Source organism: Halorubrum aquaticum, from assembly GCF_900113615.1.
Taxonomy (GTDB): domain Archaea; phylum Halobacteriota; class Halobacteria; order Halobacteriales; family Haloferacaceae; genus Halorubrum; species Halorubrum aquaticum.
The window spans coordinates 12,188-31,263 of sequence record NZ_FOPZ01000026.1; the positions used below are offsets into that span (position 1 = coordinate 12,188).

Here is a 19,076-nt window from a genome sequence, read left to right on the forward strand (position 1 = left end):
GGATTCGCTTATTCGCGTGTCCCTATCCGAGATGTCGTTCTTCGCCTATCGGGGTGGATACCAGTCCTTTACTGGCGGCGCGAAACAGATCCGATAATGGCTACCGAAGCGACGTTTACGGTCCCGTCCGACCAGTTCCCCTTAGGAACCCTGTTCGAACCGTTCCCGGAAGTAACAGTCGAACTGGAGCGAATTATTCCGGCCCAAGACGTCGTGATTCCCTATTTCTGGGTTCGGGGGGTTGCCGTAGATAACATCGAAGACACGTTTCACGATCATCCGGGCGTGGAGAACATCCGTCTCGTCGATTCTGTCGGAGATCAGTATCTGTTGCGCGTCGAGTGGACGCTGGAGTACGACGGCGTTCTGAGCACGCTGATGGAAACGGGGGTTCCCCTTATTAAAGCGGTCGGCACGAGCGATCAGTGGACGTTCGATGTTCGGGGTGACGAGCGGCGGGACATCGCGGCGTTCCAAGGACGCTGTCGGGAGTTAGACATCCCGATTACGCTCACCAAGCTTCAGGCACTCACACCCATCGAATCGAAGGCTGAAACCGCACTCACCGACACCCAGCAGGAGGCATTGATGCTCGCGTACGAGCGGGGCTATTTCAACACGCCTCGTGACGTGACGATGGCAGACCTCGGCCAATGAACTGGATATTTCACAGCAGGCGGTCGCGTCCCGGCTCCGACGCGGAATCAGATCGATTCTCGGCAATACACTGACTGAACTCCACCCACCAGAGTGAGGGCGGCTTAAAATAGGATTGTATACACAAAAATAGAGGTAAAACATGTAGGCCGTTTATAGTAGCGTATGGTTGGGACCCATGAGTTAGAGACGGTTCTAGACGTCTGTAATCACAAACATCGTCGCATCGTCCTTGCGACGCTCGCAGATCAGGAACAGCCGATCTCGATAAACGACCTTACAAACGCGATCATCAAATACAATCACCACACGCCACCGACGGAGGCTGCTGACGAGACGGTCACAGAGGTCCAGATCAGCCTTCATCACCTCCACCTTCCGAAGTTGGCCGAGGCCGGGTTCATCCGATACGACCTTGAGCGGCAAGTGGTGGAGTCAACGCCTCAACTCGACCGAGAAGAGTCCGATCTTTCGACGATCCTCGCGATGGATTCTGACCTTCCAACCTCCTAAATAGCGAATAACGTGGTATCGGTGATTCATCGTAAGCCAACTCGCGCAGCCGATTCAGTCGCCGAGTTGCGGGATGAACTGGCGTGATGTGAGTTCGACGACACCCACTCATCGAGTACGAGTGCGTGTCACCGCTCCCGCTCGAGTTCCCGCTCGATGTCGTCGAGGTCCTCCGTCTCCAACTCGCTGGCGATCCGGCGCTCGAACTCCGCCTCGTCGATCTCGCCCTCGACGTACCGCCGACGGAGCCGTTCCTGCCGGTCCGTGGAGGTCTCGGTCGACGTGGACCGCGATCCGCCGACCGAGTCGATCGACGTCGGATCGCCGCCGCCGTCGCCAGATAGCCACGATCCGGCCCGGTACGCGACGTAGACGATCCCGAACAGGACGGCGAGGGTCACCGCCGTGGATATCACCGCCCACGCGAGACTCAGGATCGCCGAGACGACCGAGACCACGACGCTCACCGCTATCAGAACGCCGATCGCGATCGCGGCGTAGTAGAGGGCCCGCTTCGTGTCCATGACCGAGAGTGGCGGCTTCGCGCACAAATACGTTCTCCCGACGGCCGGTCGTTCTTCGATCCGGTTGCCGGCCGTCCGCGCGCTCGAGGGGCGGACGTTCAGGGATCCGGGCGTCAGAAGGCTTATTCCGTTCTGTCTCCCTCTCCGAACGAATGGCTTCGAGCGTGTTTTCGAACGATCCCCGAGCCCGTTCCGAACGAGAGGCGGACGCGGACTCCGGGGGGACCGGCTCGTGACGGGGAACCCGTCCACGGTCGACCGCCGGACGGTCCTCGGCGCCGTCGCCGGCCTCGGGAGTGCCTCGCTCGCGGGGTGTTCCGCCCTCCGGCGGGAGGACGACGGCGACACGACGGGAATGGACGAGGATCGGCTCTCCGAACTCGCCGAGCGGTTCGCTCCGACGCTGTACTTCGACGTACACGAGCCGTGGTTCCCGACCGACCCGCGGCCCTACACGAGCGAGCGTGACGGCGAGACGGTCGTCGACGGCTTCGACGCGCTGAACGGCTACCACGAGCGGTTCGAGGGGACCGCGGGCGATCCGGCGGGAACGCCGGCACCGCCCGAACCGACCGTGTTCTACCACGGCGTCGAGTACGAGGACTCCCCGCTCGAGGCCGTCCAGTTCTGGTTCTACTCCGCGTTCGACCAGTTCACGACCAACTTCCACTGGCACGACTGGGAGGTCCTCCACGTCTTCGTCGACGGCGAGACCGACGAGCCGCAGCTGTACGTCGCCAGCTCGCACTCGAGGCGGGTCCCGAACAACGAGTTCCTCGATCCGGATCCGGAGGTGGTCCCCCGGATCCTTCCGGAGCTCGGCTCGCACTCCTCGACGCTGTCGGTCAACGAGGTCCCCGATCGGTTCCAGCGCGTGAGCGCTGACGGGCTGCTCGCCGACATCACGAACACCGCGATCGAGGGGGTCGAGGACCTCGCGGAGGTGCCGCTCGCCTACGGACTCCCCCGCGACGAGGGAGCGCGGCTCCCGTTCGTCGTCCCGGAGTACGAGGGCGAGCCGATGTACGACCACGAGCGGCTCCCGGCGGTCGACCGCGAGTCGCTGGTCGACGACGCACTCACGATCCGGTCGCTCGACGCGCTGACGTCGCCGCCGACGGACCTCCCGACCCGCGAGACGGGAGTCACCTTCGAGCACGCCGAGCGACTCGAGACGGCGGGCGGAGACGCCGACGGGGGCGACGGCGGCGGCAACGACGACGGGGAGAATCGGGAGGACGGGGGAAGCCTCGTCGCCTACGACCTCGTCGAGACCGCGGAGCTCGAGGGGATCGACGCGTTCGTCGGGCCGCAACTGAGTTTCGAGTTCGCGGTCCCGGAGGCCGTCGAGGACGCGGTCGCCGGCCACATCACGACGACGGGGGTCCCCTGGGAGCAGTCACGCTACGACGCCCCGGCGGCGGACATCACCGCACCGAACCACCGCGCGGAGCTCGCCGACCGATACGACGCGATCGGCGAGCCCGCGTCGGTGAACACGGTCGTCACGCGGGTGACGGAGGCGGTGACGAACGACGACGCCCCGGAGAACGAGGGGCTGACGACGACCGACGCCGGCGTCGAGGCGGTCGCGCTCCTCGAGAGCGATCCGGAGGCGGTCCCGACGTTCGGCGGCGTGGCCGTCGTTCGGGACGTCGAGCCCGGCGACCACCGCCTCACGGTCAACGGCGCGGGCCGAGCTCCGCACAGCGAGCGAGTGGAGGTTTCCGGCGACGGGGACGAGGACGCCGGCGACGGCGAGGAAACCGGCGACGACGGAGACAACAGCGACGACGAGGACGCCGGCGACGGTTCCGGTCCCGTGACGATCGCGGGCGTCGACGCCGAGGTCCCCCTCGTCGCGCGTGAGAACGCCACGAAGCTGGCGGTCACGGACGAGGAGGCCGAGACCGACGTGGTCGCGACGGCCCTCGAGGACGACTTCGCGGGGCGGATCTACGAGTCGCCGACGGACGGATCCGACGCGGTGTACGTCCACGCCGGCGGCGCGTACACCGCGGAGGTTCGCGACGGTGACGACGAGATCGGCGCGTACCGGATCAATCCGGATCCCGCGTCCGACGACGGGATACGGATCGACCGTCCCGAGACCGGGAAGGCGCCGCTCGCGGGGTTCCTGACCGACATCGCCGAGGAGACGCGGGCGTCGGTCGCGACGGTCGCCACGGACGACGACGGCGACGGCGACGACGGCGGAGCCGGCGGCGCTGGGGGCGGCGGAGACGGCGGTCCCGAGAACGCGGTACGGGGGCTCGAACGGGCACTCGCCGCCGTCGTCGAGGCCGCGGAACGGGCCGAAGAGCGCGCCCGTGAGGGCGATCGCGGTAACGCGGACCGGCAACTGGAGGTCGTCGCGGAGCGGCTCGCTCGAGTCGCGGAGCGCCTCGAGGCCGCGAGAAGCGGGCTCCCGCCGGGACTCTCGAACGCGACGGGGCGACGGCTGGAGCAGGCCGACCGCCGCGCCGAGCAGGCGCTCGACGCCGAGAAGCTGTAGGACCCGCGAGTCAGTTCCCCTCGCCGTACCGCTCCACCACGTCGTCGAGCGCGGGATCGATCGCCGTCACCTCCCCGCCGGCCCGCATCGCGCTCGCGGTGTCCTTCAGCCCGGTCCCGGTGACGACGACCACGACCGACTCGCCGGCCTCGACGATCCCCTCCTCGCGGGCCTTCCGGAGGCCGGCGACCGGGGCGGCGCCGGCGGGTTCGGCGTAGATCCCCTCGGTCCGCCCCAGGAGCGATTCGGCGGCGAGGACCTCCTCGTCGCTCACGAGGACCGACTCACCGCCGCTCTCCTCGAGCGCCGAGCAGGCCTTCAGCGTGTTCCGCGGACGACCGACGGAGATGCTGTCCGCGACCGTTTCGGCGACCTCGTCGACGTCGTCGTGACCGTGGAAGGCGTCGTGGATCGCGCTCGCGCCCTCGGCCTGAACGCCGAGCATCCGCGGCGTCCCCTCGACGAGGTCGAGATCGGCGAACTCGCGGAACCCCTTCCACCCGCCGGCGATCGTACAGCCGTCGCCCATCGAGAACACCAGCCAGTCCGGGGTCTCCCCGCGGGTCTGCTCGGCGAGCTCGTGGCCGACGGTTCGTTTCCCCTCCACTTGGAACGGGTTGACCGCGGCGTTGCGGTTGTACCAGCCGAAGCGCTCCGTGACCTCCATGCTGAGGTCGTAGGCCTCGTCGTAGCTCCCCCGGACCCCGAGCACGTCCGCGCCGTAGACGAGCGGCTGGGCCAGCTTCCCTTCCGGCGCGTCGCCGGGGACGAAGAGCCGGCAATCGAACCCGCCGCGGGCGGAAAAGCCCGCGAGCGACGCGGCCGCGTTCCCCGTCGAGGCGCAGGTGACGACGTCGATCCCGAGCTCGCGCGCCTTCGTCACCGTGATCGCGGTCGCGCGGTCCTTCAACACGCCCGTCGGGTTCCGCCCGTCGTCTTTCACCCGGAGGTCGACGCCGAGTTCCGCGCTGAGTCGGGGCGCGTCGAGGAGGGGCGTCCCGCCCTCTCCGAGGGTCACGGGCTCGACGTCGTCGTCGACGGGGAGGAACGCACGGTACTTCCACTGTGAATCGATCCGACCGTCGAGCGGCTCCGTGAACCGGTCGAGGACGCGATCGTAGTCGTATCTCACCTCGAGGATCCCCTCCACGCCCGGGTGTTCGGGGCACGTGTAGATCACCTGATCGGGGTCGTATTCGGCACCACAGCGCGTACATTCGAGCGTTTCGACGTGGTCCATGCCCGGAGGTCGACCGGCGGGGAGGAGAATCCACCGGCCGCACGTCGTCGTCCGAACGCCGCGTTGCGATCGAGCGTTCACCCGTGGATGGAAAGGTATACGACGCCGACCGCATCACGGGTATATAAGCAGATGTCTCAGGAGGCCTACGACCACACCGCGGTCGAGAGTCGGTGGCAGGAGGCGTGGACGGACGCCTCCGTGTACCGCACGCCGGACGACGTCGACGACCCGACGTACGTCCTCGGGATGTACCCGTACCCGTCCGGGAAGCTCCACATGGGCCACGTCCGCAACTACACGATCACGGACGCGTACGCCCGCTACCGCCGGATGCGCGGCGACGACGTGCTCCACCCGATGGGATGGGACGCGTTCGGCCTCCCCGCCGAGAACGCCGCCAAGGAGCGCGACACCAACCCCCGCGACTGGACGTTCGACTGCATCGACACGATGCGCGGCCAGATGAAGTCGATGGGGTTCGGCTACGACTGGGACCGCGAGATCACCACCTGTACGCCCGGGTACTACGAGTGGAACCAGTGGCTCTTCTCCCGCTTTTCCGACGCCGGACTCGTCGAGCGCCGCGACGCCGAGGTCAACTGGTGTCCCTCCTGTGAGACCGTCCTCGCCGACGAGCAGGTCGAGGGCGACGCGGAGCTGTGCTGGCGGTGTGACACTCCCGTCGAGACCCGCGATCTGGACCAGTGGTTCCTGAAGATAACCGAATACGCCGACGAGTTGCTCGACGCCATCGACGACCTGGAGGGGTGGCCCAACTCCGTGCGCCAGATGCAGCGGAACTGGATCGGCCGCCAGCACGGGACCGAACTGGACTTCGAAATTGAGGAATACGGCCCCGTCGAGGCGTTCACCACCCGCGTCGACACCGTCTTCGGCGCGACGTTCTTCGCGCTCGCGCCCGACCACCCGATCAGCGAGGAGCTGGCCGAGGAGGACGACGCGGTCCACGAGTTCGTCCACCACGAGGCCGACCCCGACGGCGACGAGCCGAACGGCGTCGAAACGGGGCTGACCGCCACGAACCCGGTCACGGGCGAGGAGATCCCCGTCTTCGTCGCCGACTTCGTGCTCTCGGACGTGGGGACGGGCGCGCTGATGGCCGTGCCGGCCCACGACGAGCGCGACCACGCGTTCGCGACGAAGAAGGACGTCGAGATCCGGCCCGTGATCGCCCCCGAACCGGAGGGCGACGAGGAGCCGACGGCTCCCGACGTGAGCGAGGCGGCGTTCACCGACGACGGCGTGCTCGTCGACTCCGGCGAGTACAGCGGCCTCGACAGCGAGACGGCCCGCGAGCGGCTGACCGAGGAGATCGAGAGCGCCGAAGCGGCGACCCAGTACCAGTTGCGCGACTGGGGGATCTCCAGACAGCGCTACTGGGGGACGCCGATCCCGGTGGTCCACTGTGACGACTGCGGCCCGGTGACGGTCCCCGACGAGGACCTGCCCGTCGAGCTTCCGGAGTTCATCAACACGACCGGCAACCCGCTCGACGCCGCCGAGGAGTGGAAGGAGACGACGTGTCCGGAGTGCGGCGCGGAGGCGACCCGCGAGACCGACACGATGGACACGTTCGTCGACTCCTCGTGGTACTTCCTGCGGTACGTCTCGCCGGATCTGGCTAACGCCCCCTTCGACCTCGACCGCGCGAACGACTGGATGCCGGTCGACCAGTACGTCGGCGGGATCGAACACGCCGTGATGCACCTGCTGTACTCGCGCTTCTTCACCAAGGTGCTGGCCGACGAGGAGGGGCTCGAACACCGCGAGCCGTTCACGAACCTGCTCGCACAGGGGATGGTCCAACTGGAGGGCGAGAAGATGTCCAAATCGAAGGGGAACGTCGTCTCGCCCCAGCGGATCGTCGAGGAGTACGGCGCGGACACGGCGCGGCTGTTCATGATGCAGGCCGCCCAGCCCGAGCGCGACTTCGACTGGTCCGAGGAGGGCGTCAAGTCGACGCACCGATTCCTGGCCCGCCTCTCCGACCTCGTCGAGGGGTACGCCGCCGGCGACGCGGGGACCGCCGACCCGGACGCCGACCGCGGCACGATCGACGAGTACGTCGACGACGAGGTCGACGCCGCCGTCGCCATCGCCGGCGACGAGTACGACGACCTCACGTTCAACGTCGCGCTGCGGGAGGCACAGGACCTCGTCCGGACGCTTCGGGGCTACCGCGAACACGCCGACCCGCACCCCGCGGTCTACGAGCGCGGGCTGGACGCCGCGGTCCGGCTGCTCGCGCCGGTCGCGCCGCATCTCGCCGAGGAGCTGTGGGAGACGCTCGGACGGGACGGCTTCGTCGTCGAGGCCGACTGGCCGACCGCGACGGCCGACCGCGAGACCGTCGAGCGTCGTCGCCGGCTGGTGGCGAACACCCGCGAGGACGTGCGCGACATCGTCGACGTCGCCGACATTCGGGACCCGAAACGGATCGACGTCGTCGTCGCGCCCGACTGGAAGTACGACGCCCTCGAGATCGCGATCGACAGCGACGCCGACAACCTGATCGGCGAGCTGATGGGCGAAGACCACATTCGCGCGCAGGGCGACGAGGCCGCGTCCTACGGACAGGACCTCCAGGCGGAACGCGAGGCGCTCTCGGAGACCCTCTCCGGCGACGAGGAGTACGCCGCCTTGCGCGCGGCCGCCTGGCTGATCGAACGCGAGTTCGACGCGCCCGTCGTCGTCGAGCGCGCCGCGGACGCCGACCCGGAGACGGCCCGCCACGCCGAGCCGGGACGCCCCGCGATCGACATCGCGGAGTGAATCGGTCAACACACCACCTTTTTCTCGTCGAGTACCCTCGCTCACTGCGTTCGCTTCGGGAACCGCTCCTCGAAAAACCTGGAGGGGAAAAGCCGACTCCGCCGTCTTCGACGGCTCCGTCGGTGAACCGCTCGTGGTTCGAAACGGCGGAGCCGTTTCGTCATCACGAAAGACCTCCGGTCTTTCGAACAACTTCGCTCGCGGATGCTCGATCCTCACTGTTCAATACAGGCGAGGCAACGACCACTTGTAGTGCGGTGGCGTGCCGGTGAGCGCCCGGAGGGCGCGAACCCGACCGCGAGGGACGCCGCGAACGAAGTGAGCGGCGAGGTTGGGGAGGTGTGAGGTGCGGGGCGGTTGCGGTCCGGTGGGACTCAAAGGGGCAGTCGCCGGCGGCTCCGCCGCCGGCTGCCAGAGGCGCGGAGCGCCTCGCTGCCTCGGGGAGGAAGCCCGGCGAAGCAAGCACCGCAGCGAAGGAACGGGAGTGACTGAGCGAGGAGCACAGCGAGCCGCGCGAGTCCCCGAGGCTGGGGCTTTGGAGGCGGTCACCGCGCCAGCAACGACCTCGTTCTACTCACTCCGATCTCCATCAAAACGTCCGTCCTACAAGCAACGAACCCGTCCCGATCGACTTCGCCCCCACTTCGACACGAAACGCACGTCCGTCCCGGACCGCTCGCGACGAACTGACGAGTCCCACTAACCCGCTTTAGACCGTGTGTTTCGCCTCCTCCTCCTCGACGACCTCCAGCCCGCGGTTGTTCACGGCGTAGGGGTCGAGTCCCTGTTCCTGAAGGAACTGCTTGTAGAGGCGTTCGGCCGTCTCGCCGTCCTTCTGTTTGTCACTGGCTCGGTCACAGAGCTCGATCAGGTTCTCGGGCACGTCGTTCTCGTGGACGATCCAGTGGTTGATGGTGTCCGAGAGCCGGCGGATCGGCGAGGTGAAGTGGCCGTAGATGTCGAAGTTGAGCGCGTGGTGGCCGCCGAACGGGTCGTTCATGTACTTCGCGCGCGGCATCACCTTCAGCACGGCCCGCTGGATCTTGTTGAGCTGGCGCTCGGGCGACTCCTCCAAGGCGGCGTTGACCGCCTTCCGCGGGTCGTCGCCCCACGCCGATCCGGGGATCGAGACGCCGTCGAGCTCCTGGATCTCCTGGAGCGCCTCGCTCCACTGGTCGGGGGTCGGCTGCGGGTGGACGCGGTACATCGCCTCGACGCCGCGGTCCCACATCAGGGTGTGTGTCACCGCCTTGTTCGCCTTGAGCATCGACTCCTCGATGATGGTGTGTGCGCGGTCGCGCCGCGGGTTGAGGACGAGCGAGCCGTCCTCCTTGCGCTGTTCGTGCATGCGATCGGCGAGCTCGAACGCGAGCTCGTTCTCGTCGCCGAGGGGCAAGGAGGGGTCCTCGAGCCGCTCTTCACACTCCTTGTAGGTGAGCCGCTCGTCCGAGTTGATCACGGACTTGTAGATGTCGACGTCCTCGAAGGAGAGCGTCTCGTCGTCGATCTCCATCTCCACCGTGTGCGCGAGCCGGTCCTCGTTGGGGACGAGGGAGCAGACGGTCTCGGCGAGCACCGGCGGCAGCATGTGGATCGTGTAGGCGGGCAGGTAGACGGTGTTCGCGCGCTCGACGGCCTCCTCCCACATCGCGGTGTCGGGCGTGACGTAGTGGGTCACGTCGGCGATGTGGACCCACAGCCGGTAGGCGTCCTCCTCGCGCTCGATCGAGATGGCGTCGTCGAAGTCCTGCGCGTCGATCGGGTCGGTCGTCCAAGTGGTGAGGTCCCGGAGGTCCCGTCGCTCGTCGATCTCGCCCTCGATCTCGTCGTAGACGCCCCCGGTTCGGGCCTCCGCCTCCCGGAGGACCGCCGGCGGGAACTCGTCGCGGATGCCGAACTCCTCGAACAGGTCCTCCCGCTTTTCGGCCAACCGATCGGCCAACGCCTCGGTGACCGTCACGGGGCCCTGGTCCTCGGCGGAGCCCTGTTTCGGCTCGTCGTCTGACATACGCGGACCAACGCGGGTCCGTTAGAAAGGCCTGTCGGGGCGGATCGGACCGCGTCGCCGCCGGACCGCTTCGCGTTCGGCCGTCCGCCGCCTCACCCGTCGTCGGGTCGCTTCGCGGAGTCGGCGACCGCGTCGGTGTACCGGTCGAGGAACTCCTCCTGTGTGAGGCCGTCGGACTCGATGGAGAGGACGAGCGACTCGAGGCCGTCGCGGGGCTGGTGACAGAGCTCGTCGTCACAGTCGACACAGAGGTACTCGAACTCCTTGTCCCGCCGGTCCCAGCGGTTCCCCTCCTTGTCGTACTCGCGGGCGTCCTCGCGCAACACCGACTCCCCGCACGCGATACAGACCACGGTCCGACGGTCCCGACTCCTCGGGGAGCGCCACATGGGTGTCTCCTCGAACCCGGTCTACTTAGCGTTTGGTGCCGGCGGCAGACATCCGTCCGACGAACGGGTGCTCCCGGAGGACCGCTCCGACGGCGGACGGGTGGATACGGACGCGGTATACAGGACTATTACCGGGGGCGACCGTACACCCCGTATGACGATCACCGAGTCCGACCTCCCGGGAGTCGGAAAGAAGTTCGAGATCGAACTCGACGACGGCGAGATGATCGTCGTCATCCACAACACGGGCAAGCGGGAGCTGTTCTACCGCTCCGAGCCGAACGCCGACAGCGAGAAGACCTTCGAGTTCGGCGACGACCTCGCCCGGACGATCGGGTCGATCATCGAGGGGGCCCACTTCCAGCCGATCGAGCCGGCGACCCAGGAGACCACGCTCCCGGGCGGGATCCTCCTCGAGTGGTACGAGCTCCCGCCGGGCTCCCCGCTCGTCGACGAGACCCTGGAGAGCGCCGACATCGGCAACCGGACCGGGCTCGCGGTCGTCGCCATCCAACGCGGCGACGAGGTGATCGACAGCCCCGACGCGGGTACGGTCCTCCGCGAGGGCGACACGGTGATCGGGGTCGGCACCCGCGAGAACTGCGAGGCGTTCGAGGAGCTACTGACGGAATGACGGACGCGACCGAGCGTCATACGTCTCCCGACCTCGCCGGCCGCCGCGACGCCGGTCGCCGCCGCGCACGCATCGACGGAGGTGGTCGGTAGTGGCGCTGCTCGACGTGGGAGTCATGTTCGCCGCGATCGCGGTCGCGGGCGCGGTCGCGAATCGCCTCGGACAGTCGGTGATCCCCTTCTACATCCTCGTCGGGATGGCCCTGGGCGAGTACGTCCTCGGTCGGGTCCCGTTGCCGGCGGTCGGGACCGTCCACGTCCCGGAGACGGAGTTCATCGCGCTCGGCGCGGAGCTCGGGATCGTCTTTCTCCTCTTCTTTCTCGGGCTGGAGTTCAACCTCGACCGCCTGCTCGCTCGACGCTCGGAGATCGGGACCGCGGGCACGATCGACTTGGCGAACTTCGGCGTGGGGCTCGTCCTCGGCTGGCTCGTCTTCGGCGCGTTCCTGCCGGCGTTCCTGCTCGCAGGGATCGTCTACATCTCCTCGTCGGCGGTGATCACGAAGTCGCTCATCGACCTCGGCTGGATCGCCAACGACGAGGCCGAGCCGCTGCTCGGTACCCTTGTGTACGAGGACCTGTTCATCGCCGTCTACCTCGCCGTCGCGTCCGCCCTGGTGCTCGGCGGCGGCGACGTCGCCGCGGCGGCGACGGACGTCGGGATCGCGGTCGGGTTCATCCTCGTGTTGTTGGGGCTCGTCCGGTTCGGGACGCCGGCGTTCGACCGGCTGGTGGCGACCGACAACAAGGAGTTCGTCGCGCTGCGGACGATCGGGACCGTCGTGTTCATCGCGGGCGCGGCGCTCGCGCTCGGCGTCAGCGAGGCGGTGGCCGCCTTCTTCACCGGGATGGCGTTCTCCGCCACCGACTACGTCCACGAGATCGAGACGCTCCTGGAACCCGTTCGGGACACCTTCGCCGCGGTGTTCTTCTTCTGGATCGGCCTCGTCACCGACCCGGGGCTGTTCGGGGACGTCGCCGCGCTCGTCGCGCTCGCGGTGGTCGTGACGACGCCGACGAAGCTCGTCACGGGCTACTTCGCCGGGCGCGCGTTCGACCTCGACGTCCGGCGGTCGACGCGGGTCGGCCTCGGGATGACCACCCGCGGGGAGTTCTCGCTGATCATCGCGACGATCGCCGCCAGCGGGGCCACCGCGGGGACGTTCGACCCGGCAGTGGCCGCGACGATCAACGCCTTCGCCGTCGGCTACGTCCTCGTGATGGCGATCCTCGGCACCACGCTGATGGGCCACTCGGAGCCGTTCGAGCGGGCGGCCGTCTCGTGGCTCGGACGGGAGGCCCCCGCGGGAGGCGATCCGAAGCCGGGCGAGTGACCGCGAGGCCGCCTCACTCGGCGGTCATGTCGAACGGCGGCTCCGCCTCGGGGGGAAGCGGCGTCTCGTACGGCTCGCCGCCGGTCGCCTCCTCGAACTCCGCTCGCGCCGCCGCGAGCGTCTCCGGGTCGACCATGAGGTCGTGTGCCGCGCCGGCGATCACCTTCGCGGCGAAGAGCATCCCCTTCCTCCCGAAGTCGCCGTTGGCGGCGACGACCTGCCAGGAGTGGCCCGGGGCGCCGACCGGCCAGGTCGCCGCGTTGAACTGGCCGGTGGGCGTGATGTAGCTCACGTCGCCGACCTCGGTCGACCCGCCGGAGGTCACGTCCTCGTTGAACGGCGGGACCGGCTCCGAGTACAGCGCGTGCGGTTCGACCGTCTCCCGGAGGTCCTCGGGCAGGTCCTCGAGGCGGGACTCCCGACTGCTCTCGTCGACCGTCTCGAGGAGCTCGCGGGCGAACTCGTGGTCCGCCTCGTCGTAGTCGATCGGTCCCACCGCCTCCATGTTCTCCCAGATGGCGTCCGTGACGGGGCCGTTGGCGAGGTAGTCGTGACAGCCCGAGAGGAACCGTTCGCTGACCTCGGTCTGCGTCATCGTCGCCGCACCCTGGGCGATGTCGCGCAGCCAGTCGGTGTTGCGTTCGACCTCCTCGCGGGTCGGCGCCCGCACGAAGTACCAGACCGACGCCTCGGCGGGGACGACGTTGGGGGCGTCGCCGCCGTCCGGGATCGAGTAGTGGAGCCGGGCGTCGTCGGAGACGTGTTCGCGCATGAACTCGACGCCGACGTTGGTGAGCTCGACCGCGTCGAGCGCGCTCCGCCCGGAGTCCGGCGATCCGCCGGCGTGGGCGGACTCGCCCTCGAACTCGAAGAGGAGCGAGTTGAGCGCGTTCGAACTGCCGACCCGTGGCGTGTTCAGGTCGCCGGGGTGCCAGGTCAACGCGGCGTCGAGGTCGTCGAAGACGCCCGCGCGAGCCATGTACGTCTTCCCGACGAGCGTCTCCTCGGCCGGACAGCCGTAGTAGCGGATCGTCCCCTGGAGTTCCCCGTCCTCGATCGCCCGCTTCACCGCGACCGCGGCCCCGAGCGTCGCGGTCCCGAAGAGGTTGTGGCCGCAGCCGTGTCCCGGGCCGCCCCGCTCGATCGGGGACCGCTCGGCTTTCACCTCCTGTGAGAGTCCCGGAAGCGCGTCGTACTCGCCTAAGATTCCGATCGTCGGGTCGCCCTCGCCGTAGGTCGCGACGAACGCGGTCGGCATCCCGGCGACGTCCATCTCCACGTCGAACCCCTCCTCCCGGAGGGTCGTCGCGAGCGCCTCCGCCGACTCGTGTTCGTGGAGCCCCAACTCGGGGGTCTCCCAGAGCCGCTCCGCGAGGTCGTACAGCAGTTCCCGTTCCGATTCGACCGTCTCGTACACCGTCTTCTCGCTCATCGTGGTGACTCGCCCAACACGGGCGGAGTCATTGAATCTACCCCCGCACGCGGTAGGGTGAGTGAACCGGGCCGAGCCCGCGGATCAACCCAGCACCGCCGCGGCCGCCGCCATCCCGGCGAGCGCGGCCGGCGGGATCGTGAGGTTGTCGTCGAGGGCGACCCCGTAGACGATCGGCGGGATCCCGTCGGCGACGGTCGCGGGTACCGCGCCGGCGACCGCGACCGCGACGCCACCGACCCGGCCGAACGCGGGGACCGTGAACGGGAGCGTTACCGCGAGACAGACGGCGAACATCACGACCCACACGAGCGGGCGTTTCGCCTCCCGCGGGCCGTTCCCGCCGAGCGCGCCGCTTATCGGGTCGCCGACGGAGAGCATCCACATCGTCGGGACCGCGAGCGTCGGCGTCGCGACCGACGTGGTCGCGAGCAGCGCGACCGCGGCCGTACTGACCTGATAGAGCGCGTAGCCGCCGACCGCGTCCGCCTCGTACTCGCGGGTCAGCGCGCGGTACACCGCGTGGTCGAGCCCGACGACGAGCCGGAGGAACTCCAGGGTCGCGACGAGGAGGACGCTGGCGACGAGCAGGGCGGCCGTCTCCGTCCACGAGATCCACCCGAGCAGGTACGGCACGGGATAGAGGGTCCCGCTCGCGTGGACCAGCCGCCGCTCGAACTCCACGCGATCGCGCCACGCCGCCGCCGGAAGCGTCACGGTCAGTTTCGCGTCGTCGTCTCGACGTCCGTCTCGACGGAGTCGTACCGCTCCACGAGCGCGTCGAACTCGCCGCCCGCGCGGAGCGCGGTCAGCTCCTCGGCCAGCTCCGCGACCGGCACCCGGACCTGTGCCGCCGAGTCGCGCTCGCGGACGGTGACGGTCTCGGGGCCGTCGCCCTCGACGCCGTCGCGGTCGACGGTCACGCAGAACGGGGTGCCGACCTCGTCCTGTCGCCGGTACCGCCGTCCGATCGAGCCGGAGTCGTCGTACGCGACCGCCAGCCCGGCCGCCCGGAGGTCGGCGGCGACCCGGTCGGCGAGGTCGGTGAGCCGGTCGTCGTTCGTCACGAGCGGGAAGACGGCGGCGTCACGCGGGGCGATCTCGGGAGCCAACGAGAGGTACGTCCGCTCCTCGCCGTCGACCTCGTCGGTCTCGTAGGCGTGGGCTAAGAGCGTCTGGACCGTCCGGCCGACGCCGAAGGAGGGCTCGACGACGTGCGGCGTGAGGTGCTCGCCGTTCTCCGTGACCTCCTCGACCGAGAAGTCCGCGACGGCCGTCTCGACCTCGACCTCGCGGGTCTCGCCGTCGTCGCTGTTCCCGCCATCGCCGCCGACCTCGACGGTCACGGTGTCGGCCTCGAAGGCGTCCGGGTCGCGGCCGGCGAGCGTCTCGAGCGCCTCGGCGACCGCGGCCGCGTCGCCGCCGAACTCGGGGCCCAGAACGGACATGTCGGGGTCGACGGTCGCGCGCTCGACCGTCTTCGGCTCGTCGTAGCGTTTGAAGACGGTGAAGGCGTCGTCGCCGTACGCGTCGTGTTTCGAGAGGTCGTAGTCGCCGCGATACGCGAAGCCGGCGATCTCGATCCAGTCGCCGTCGACCTCGCTCTCCGCGTCCCAGCAGTCCGCGGCGTAGTGGGCGCGCTCGCCCGCGAGGTGCTGACGGAACCGGAACCGGTCCATGTCGACGCCGACGCGCTCGTACCACTCCTGAGCGACGCCGACGTAGTAGCCGACCCAAGGGGAGCCGATGACTCCCGCCTCGACCGCCTCGCCGACCGTGGTGTCGAGGTACTCGCCCTCGTCGTCCTCCTGCTCGGTCGCGGGGTAGAGGCGGACTTCCACGTCCTCGACCCGGTGGAGCGGGGGCTCGTCCGCCTCGGGGTCGATGAACTGCTCCAGCTCCGCCTGCGTGAACTCCCGGAGGCGGAGCAGCCCGCCGCGCGGGGAGATCTCGTTGCGGTAGGCGGGGCCGATCTGAGTGATCCCGAACGGGAGGCTCCCGCGGGCGTACTCCTTCAGGCGGGGGAACTCGACGAAGATCCCCTGGGCGGTCTCCGGGCGGAGGTAGCCGGGCTGGCCGTCGCCCGGGCCGATCGAGGTCGCGAACATGAGGTTGAAGTCCTCGACGTCCCGCCCCGCGAGCGGCGAGCCGCACGAGGGACAGGCGACGCCGTGCTCGCGGATCAGTTCCTCCACCTCCTCGCCCGGCAACGCCTCGGCGTCCTCGACGTCCGTGGCGCCCTCGACGAGGTGGTCCGCACGGTGGGACTCGCCGCACTCGCCGCACTCGACGAGCATGTCGTCGAACCCCTCGAGGTGGCCCGACGCCTCGAAGACCGCCTCGGGCATCACGGTCGGGGCCTCGATCTCGCGGTTCCCCTCCCGGAGCGTGAAGCGGTCGCGCCAGGCGTCCTCGAGGTTTCGTTTGAGCGCCGCGCCCTGCGGACCGTACGTGTAGAAGCCGGCGGTGCCGCCGTACGCGCCGTTCGCGCCGAAGAAGAACCCGCGGCGCTTCGCGAGCTCGACGAGGTCCGCGCCGGCCATCAGATGCCCTCCAGGAGGTCGATGTCCCGGACGACGCCGGACAGCTCCGTCCCGTTCACGAGCGGGACCTGCTCGATGTCGTTGGAGATCAGCTCCTTCGCCACCTCGCGTGCGGTCCGCGTGCCGCTCACGGTGACGAGGTCGGCGGTCATGAAGTGGCGGGTCGCGCCCGCCGGGATCTCGACGTTGCGGGTCGGGAGGTAGCGCGCGCCGGTCGCCTTGATCCCCTCCCAGGACCACTCGGAGTCCTGCTCGGCGATCGAATCGCCCGTGCTCGCCTCGCCCTCGACGACCCGCGCGACCTCGAGCACGTCGACCTCGGTGAGGATCCCCGCCATCTCGGCGTCGTCGTCGAGGACGACCGCGTACGGGACGCCGGCGAGACCGATCTCGCGTTCCGCGACCGGCAGCGGCGTCTCGACGTGGGTGGCGTTGACCTCGGGGGTGGCGAGCCCGCCCACCGCGCGGTCGCCGTCGACCTCGCCGCGAGCGATCGCCCGCACCACGTCGGTGACGGTCACGATCCCGACGAGCTCGTCGCCGTCGACGACCGGAAGCCGGCGGGAGCGCTCCGACACCATCGTCCCGGCCGCCTCCTCGATGCTCGCGTCCGCGTTCGTCGCCGGCACCTCACGCATCAACAGCGCGAGCTGGTCCTCGTCAGGCTGGTCGATGAGGTCGTCCCGGGAGACGAGCCCGCGGTACACCTCCTCGCCGTCGACGTCCTTGACGACGGGGACCGAGGAGAAGCCGTACTCCTGGAGGTACTCCAACACGTCGTTCCGGCTGCCGGGGATCTCGACGACGACGAGGTCGGCCCGCGGCGTCATGGCGTCTGCTACGTTCATGCTCCGTCTTTCAGCGTCACTCCTCTTGTATCCCCCGAAGGACGGCCACAGCCCGGATCGACGCCGGCGTGCCGTCGGCCGCCGCTCCGCTCTCGTATCCCGTCCCGCATCCCGCCGGCATACCGCACGTTCCTCTCGCCAGCATACCCCGTGTTCCTTCCGTCGGCATACCCCGCGTTCCGTCCCCTCGACGAACCGACCGTCGGATCGATGGGAATCCGTCGATCGCGTCGTGGATTCCGGCATGGATCGCCGCGTTTTCCGGCGGATCCGGGGATCCGGTTCGCAACGCTTTTGAAGGGCTGTGAACTAATCACAATCATGTCACGGAGTTCCACTCCCTGGGACGACCCGGACCCCGACCGCCGGCGGACGGCGCTGCCGACGGACGCGGAGCCGACGCCCTCCTCGGCCGACGTGATGGCGTCGATCGACTCCTCGGCGTCGCGACCGGAACTCGTGATCGCCGACGTCTCCCGCGAGAACGCGTGGCTCTCCGTCGACGAGCGCAACGCGACGGTCCTCGAGGAGTGGTGTTGACCGCGGCGTCCCGCTAGCGCCACGGCGGGTCCCGTCTTTCGTTTCCAGGCTCGTCCGACTCACTCCCCCGTGAGCCCGTGCCCCGCCTCCCACGCCCGGATCACGGACGCCAGCGTCCGGCACGTCGGCACCCGGATCCCCTCCGGATCGGCGCGCTCGAGGACGGCCCCGTAGATGGCTTCGACCTCGGTCCGTCGGCCGGCCGCGACGTCCTCGCACATCGACGAGCGGTTCGCGTCCGTGTCCCGAGCCACCCGCTCGAGCGCGTCGACCGCCTCGGGCGCAGTCAGACCCACGCCCTCCGCGTTCGCGACGCGGGCGACCTCGCGTGCCGCCTCGCGGGCGATCCCGCCGGCCGGCCCGGCGACGGCTTCCCCGTTCGTGACCCGTGCGAGCGCCGAGGGGCCGTTGATCCCCGCGTTGACAGCGAGCTTCTCGTACCGGCGTCGCGGCATGTCGGCGGCGGCCATCGCCTCGATCCCGGCGTCGGTGAACGCCCGAGCGACCCGGTCGGCGAGCGTGCTCGCCCCGCCGGCGAGCGACCCGACGACGACCTCGCCGACGCCCGTACATCGCACGCGCCCCGGCTCGAGGAGGCGCGCGCCGTAGCTCGCCGTCCCGGCGAGGATCGGAGGGTCGAGCGCCGCGGCGAGCCGCTCCTCCGTGAGCCCGTTCTGGAGCGAGCAGACCGCGTCGTACTCGCCGGTCGCGAGCGCCCGCGCCGCGGCGTCGGTGTCGTACGCCTTCGTGGTCACGAGCGCGAGGTCGGCCGACCGCCCGCGGCCGTCCGTCAGCGCTCGCGGCCGGACGCGCGCCTCGATCTCGCCGTCGATCCGCAGCCCGTCCTCGTGGACCCGCCGCACGTGCGGGTTCCGCCCGACGAGCGTCACGTCGTGGGCGCGCGCGAGCAACCCGCCGACGAGGCTGCCAAGCGCACCCGCACCGTACACGAGGACCTCCATGCGCGGCCGAACGACCCGCCGGCGAAAAGGGATGTCGGTGGCGGCGGTCGTCGACGGCGAGAGGGAGATCGTCGACGGCGAGAGGGAGATCGTCGACGGCGAGAGGGAGATCGTCGACGGCGAGAGGGAGATCGTCGACGGC

Annotated in this window: 15 protein-coding genes and 1 pseudogene; 7 read left to right on the plus strand and 9 right to left on the minus strand. The window is 69.2% G+C overall.

All coding sequences use genetic code 11. From position 1 onward, the window contains the following. Positions 1-96 precede the first annotated feature (96 nt). Together F3H10_RS15100 and F3H10_RS15105 are read left to right on the plus strand one after the other, a co-directional pair. Positions 97-754, plus strand: a pseudogene (locus F3H10_RS15100) (helix-turn-helix domain-containing protein). A gap of 68 nt (positions 755-822) precedes the next feature. Further along, complete coding sequence (locus tag F3H10_RS15105; RefSeq protein ID WP_149785602.1) at positions 823-1,170, plus strand: DUF7344 domain-containing protein; 348 nt, start codon at positions 823-825, stop codon at positions 1,168-1,170. A 128-nt stretch (positions 1,171-1,298) separates the two neighbouring features. Here the strand turns inward: F3H10_RS15105 and F3H10_RS15110 are convergent, their stop codons facing one another. Further along, entirely contained in the window at positions 1,299-1,694 is a 396-nt protein-coding gene (locus F3H10_RS15110; RefSeq protein WP_149785603.1) for an SHOCT domain-containing protein, read from the minus strand. Between the two features lie 232 nt (positions 1,695-1,926). Here F3H10_RS15110 and F3H10_RS15115 point away from each other — a divergent pair, with 232 nt between their 5' ends. Further along, entirely contained in the window at positions 1,927-4,209 is a 2,283-nt protein-coding gene (locus F3H10_RS15115) for a hypothetical protein (RefSeq protein WP_149785604.1), read from the plus strand. Positions 4,210-4,219: 10 nt separating this feature from the next. On the opposite strand, the gene thrC is transcribed toward F3H10_RS15115, so the two are convergent. Further along, entirely contained in the window at positions 4,220-5,449 is a 1,230-nt protein-coding gene (gene thrC / locus F3H10_RS15120; protein ID WP_149785605.1) for a threonine synthase, read from the minus strand. Positions 5,450-5,581: 132 nt separating this feature from the next. Here thrC and leuS point away from each other — a divergent pair, with 132 nt between their 5' ends. Beyond that, positions 5,582-8,245, plus strand: coding sequence for a leucine--tRNA ligase (gene leuS / locus F3H10_RS15125; protein WP_149785606.1), 2,664 nt, complete (start codon positions 5,582-5,584; stop codon positions 8,243-8,245). 709 nt (positions 8,246-8,954) lie between these two features. Here the strand turns inward: leuS and F3H10_RS15130 are convergent. Both F3H10_RS15130 and F3H10_RS15135 read right to left on the minus strand, forming a co-directional pair. Beyond that, complete coding sequence (locus F3H10_RS15130; protein ID WP_149785607.1) at positions 8,955-10,253, minus strand: ribonuclease catalytic domain-containing protein; 1,299 nt, start codon at positions 10,251-10,253, stop codon at positions 8,955-8,957. Between the two features lie 92 nt (positions 10,254-10,345). Further along, positions 10,346-10,642, minus strand: coding sequence for a DUF7562 family protein (locus tag F3H10_RS15135; RefSeq protein ID WP_149785608.1), 297 nt, complete (start codon positions 10,640-10,642; stop codon positions 10,346-10,348). A gap of 154 nt (positions 10,643-10,796) precedes the next feature. Here F3H10_RS15135 and F3H10_RS15140 point away from each other — a divergent pair, with 154 nt between their 5' ends. Then, on the plus strand, positions 10,797-11,276 hold the full coding sequence (locus F3H10_RS15140) for a cation:proton antiporter regulatory subunit (RefSeq protein ID WP_149785609.1): 480 nt from the start codon (positions 10,797-10,799) through the stop codon (positions 11,274-11,276). A gap of 91 nt (positions 11,277-11,367) precedes the next feature. Beyond that, positions 11,368-12,609: a cation:proton antiporter gene (locus F3H10_RS15145; RefSeq protein WP_149785610.1), complete on the plus strand. Its 1,242-nt coding sequence runs from the start codon at positions 11,368-11,370 to the stop codon at positions 12,607-12,609. A gap of 13 nt (positions 12,610-12,622) precedes the next feature. Here the strand turns inward: F3H10_RS15145 and F3H10_RS15150 are convergent, their stop codons facing one another. From F3H10_RS15150 to F3H10_RS15165, 4 genes are all read right to left on the minus strand, one after another. Next, entirely contained in the window at positions 12,623-14,041 is a 1,419-nt protein-coding gene (locus F3H10_RS15150) for an amidohydrolase (protein WP_149785611.1), read from the minus strand. An 84-nt stretch (positions 14,042-14,125) separates the two neighbouring features. Further along, positions 14,126-14,758, minus strand: coding sequence for a diacylglycerol/polyprenol kinase family protein (locus F3H10_RS15155; RefSeq protein ID WP_149785612.1), 633 nt, complete (start codon positions 14,756-14,758; stop codon positions 14,126-14,128). 2 nt (positions 14,759-14,760) lie between these two features. Further along, complete coding sequence (gene glyS / locus F3H10_RS15160; RefSeq protein ID WP_149785613.1) at positions 14,761-16,584, minus strand: glycine--tRNA ligase; 1,824 nt, start codon at positions 16,582-16,584, stop codon at positions 14,761-14,763. Continuing rightward, positions 16,584-17,432, minus strand: a complete 849-nt coding sequence (locus F3H10_RS15165) for a CBS domain-containing protein (protein WP_149785614.1) — start codon at positions 17,430-17,432, stop codon at positions 16,584-16,586. Before F3H10_RS15165 ends, glyS begins: the two co-directional genes overlap by 1 nt. Before the next feature lie 321 nt (positions 17,433-17,753). On the opposite strand from F3H10_RS15165, the gene F3H10_RS15170 reads away from it, so the two are divergent. Beyond that, a complete protein-coding gene (locus F3H10_RS15170) occupies positions 17,754-17,972 on the plus strand; it encodes a DUF7556 family protein (protein ID WP_149785615.1) in 219 nt (72 codons plus the stop codon). Between the two features lie 59 nt (positions 17,973-18,031). Here F3H10_RS15170 and F3H10_RS15175 read toward each other — a convergent pair whose 3' ends face one another. Further along, positions 18,032-18,934, minus strand: coding sequence for a ketopantoate reductase family protein (locus F3H10_RS15175; protein WP_149785616.1), 903 nt, complete (start codon positions 18,932-18,934; stop codon positions 18,032-18,034). Positions 18,935-19,076: the final 142 nt, after the last annotated feature.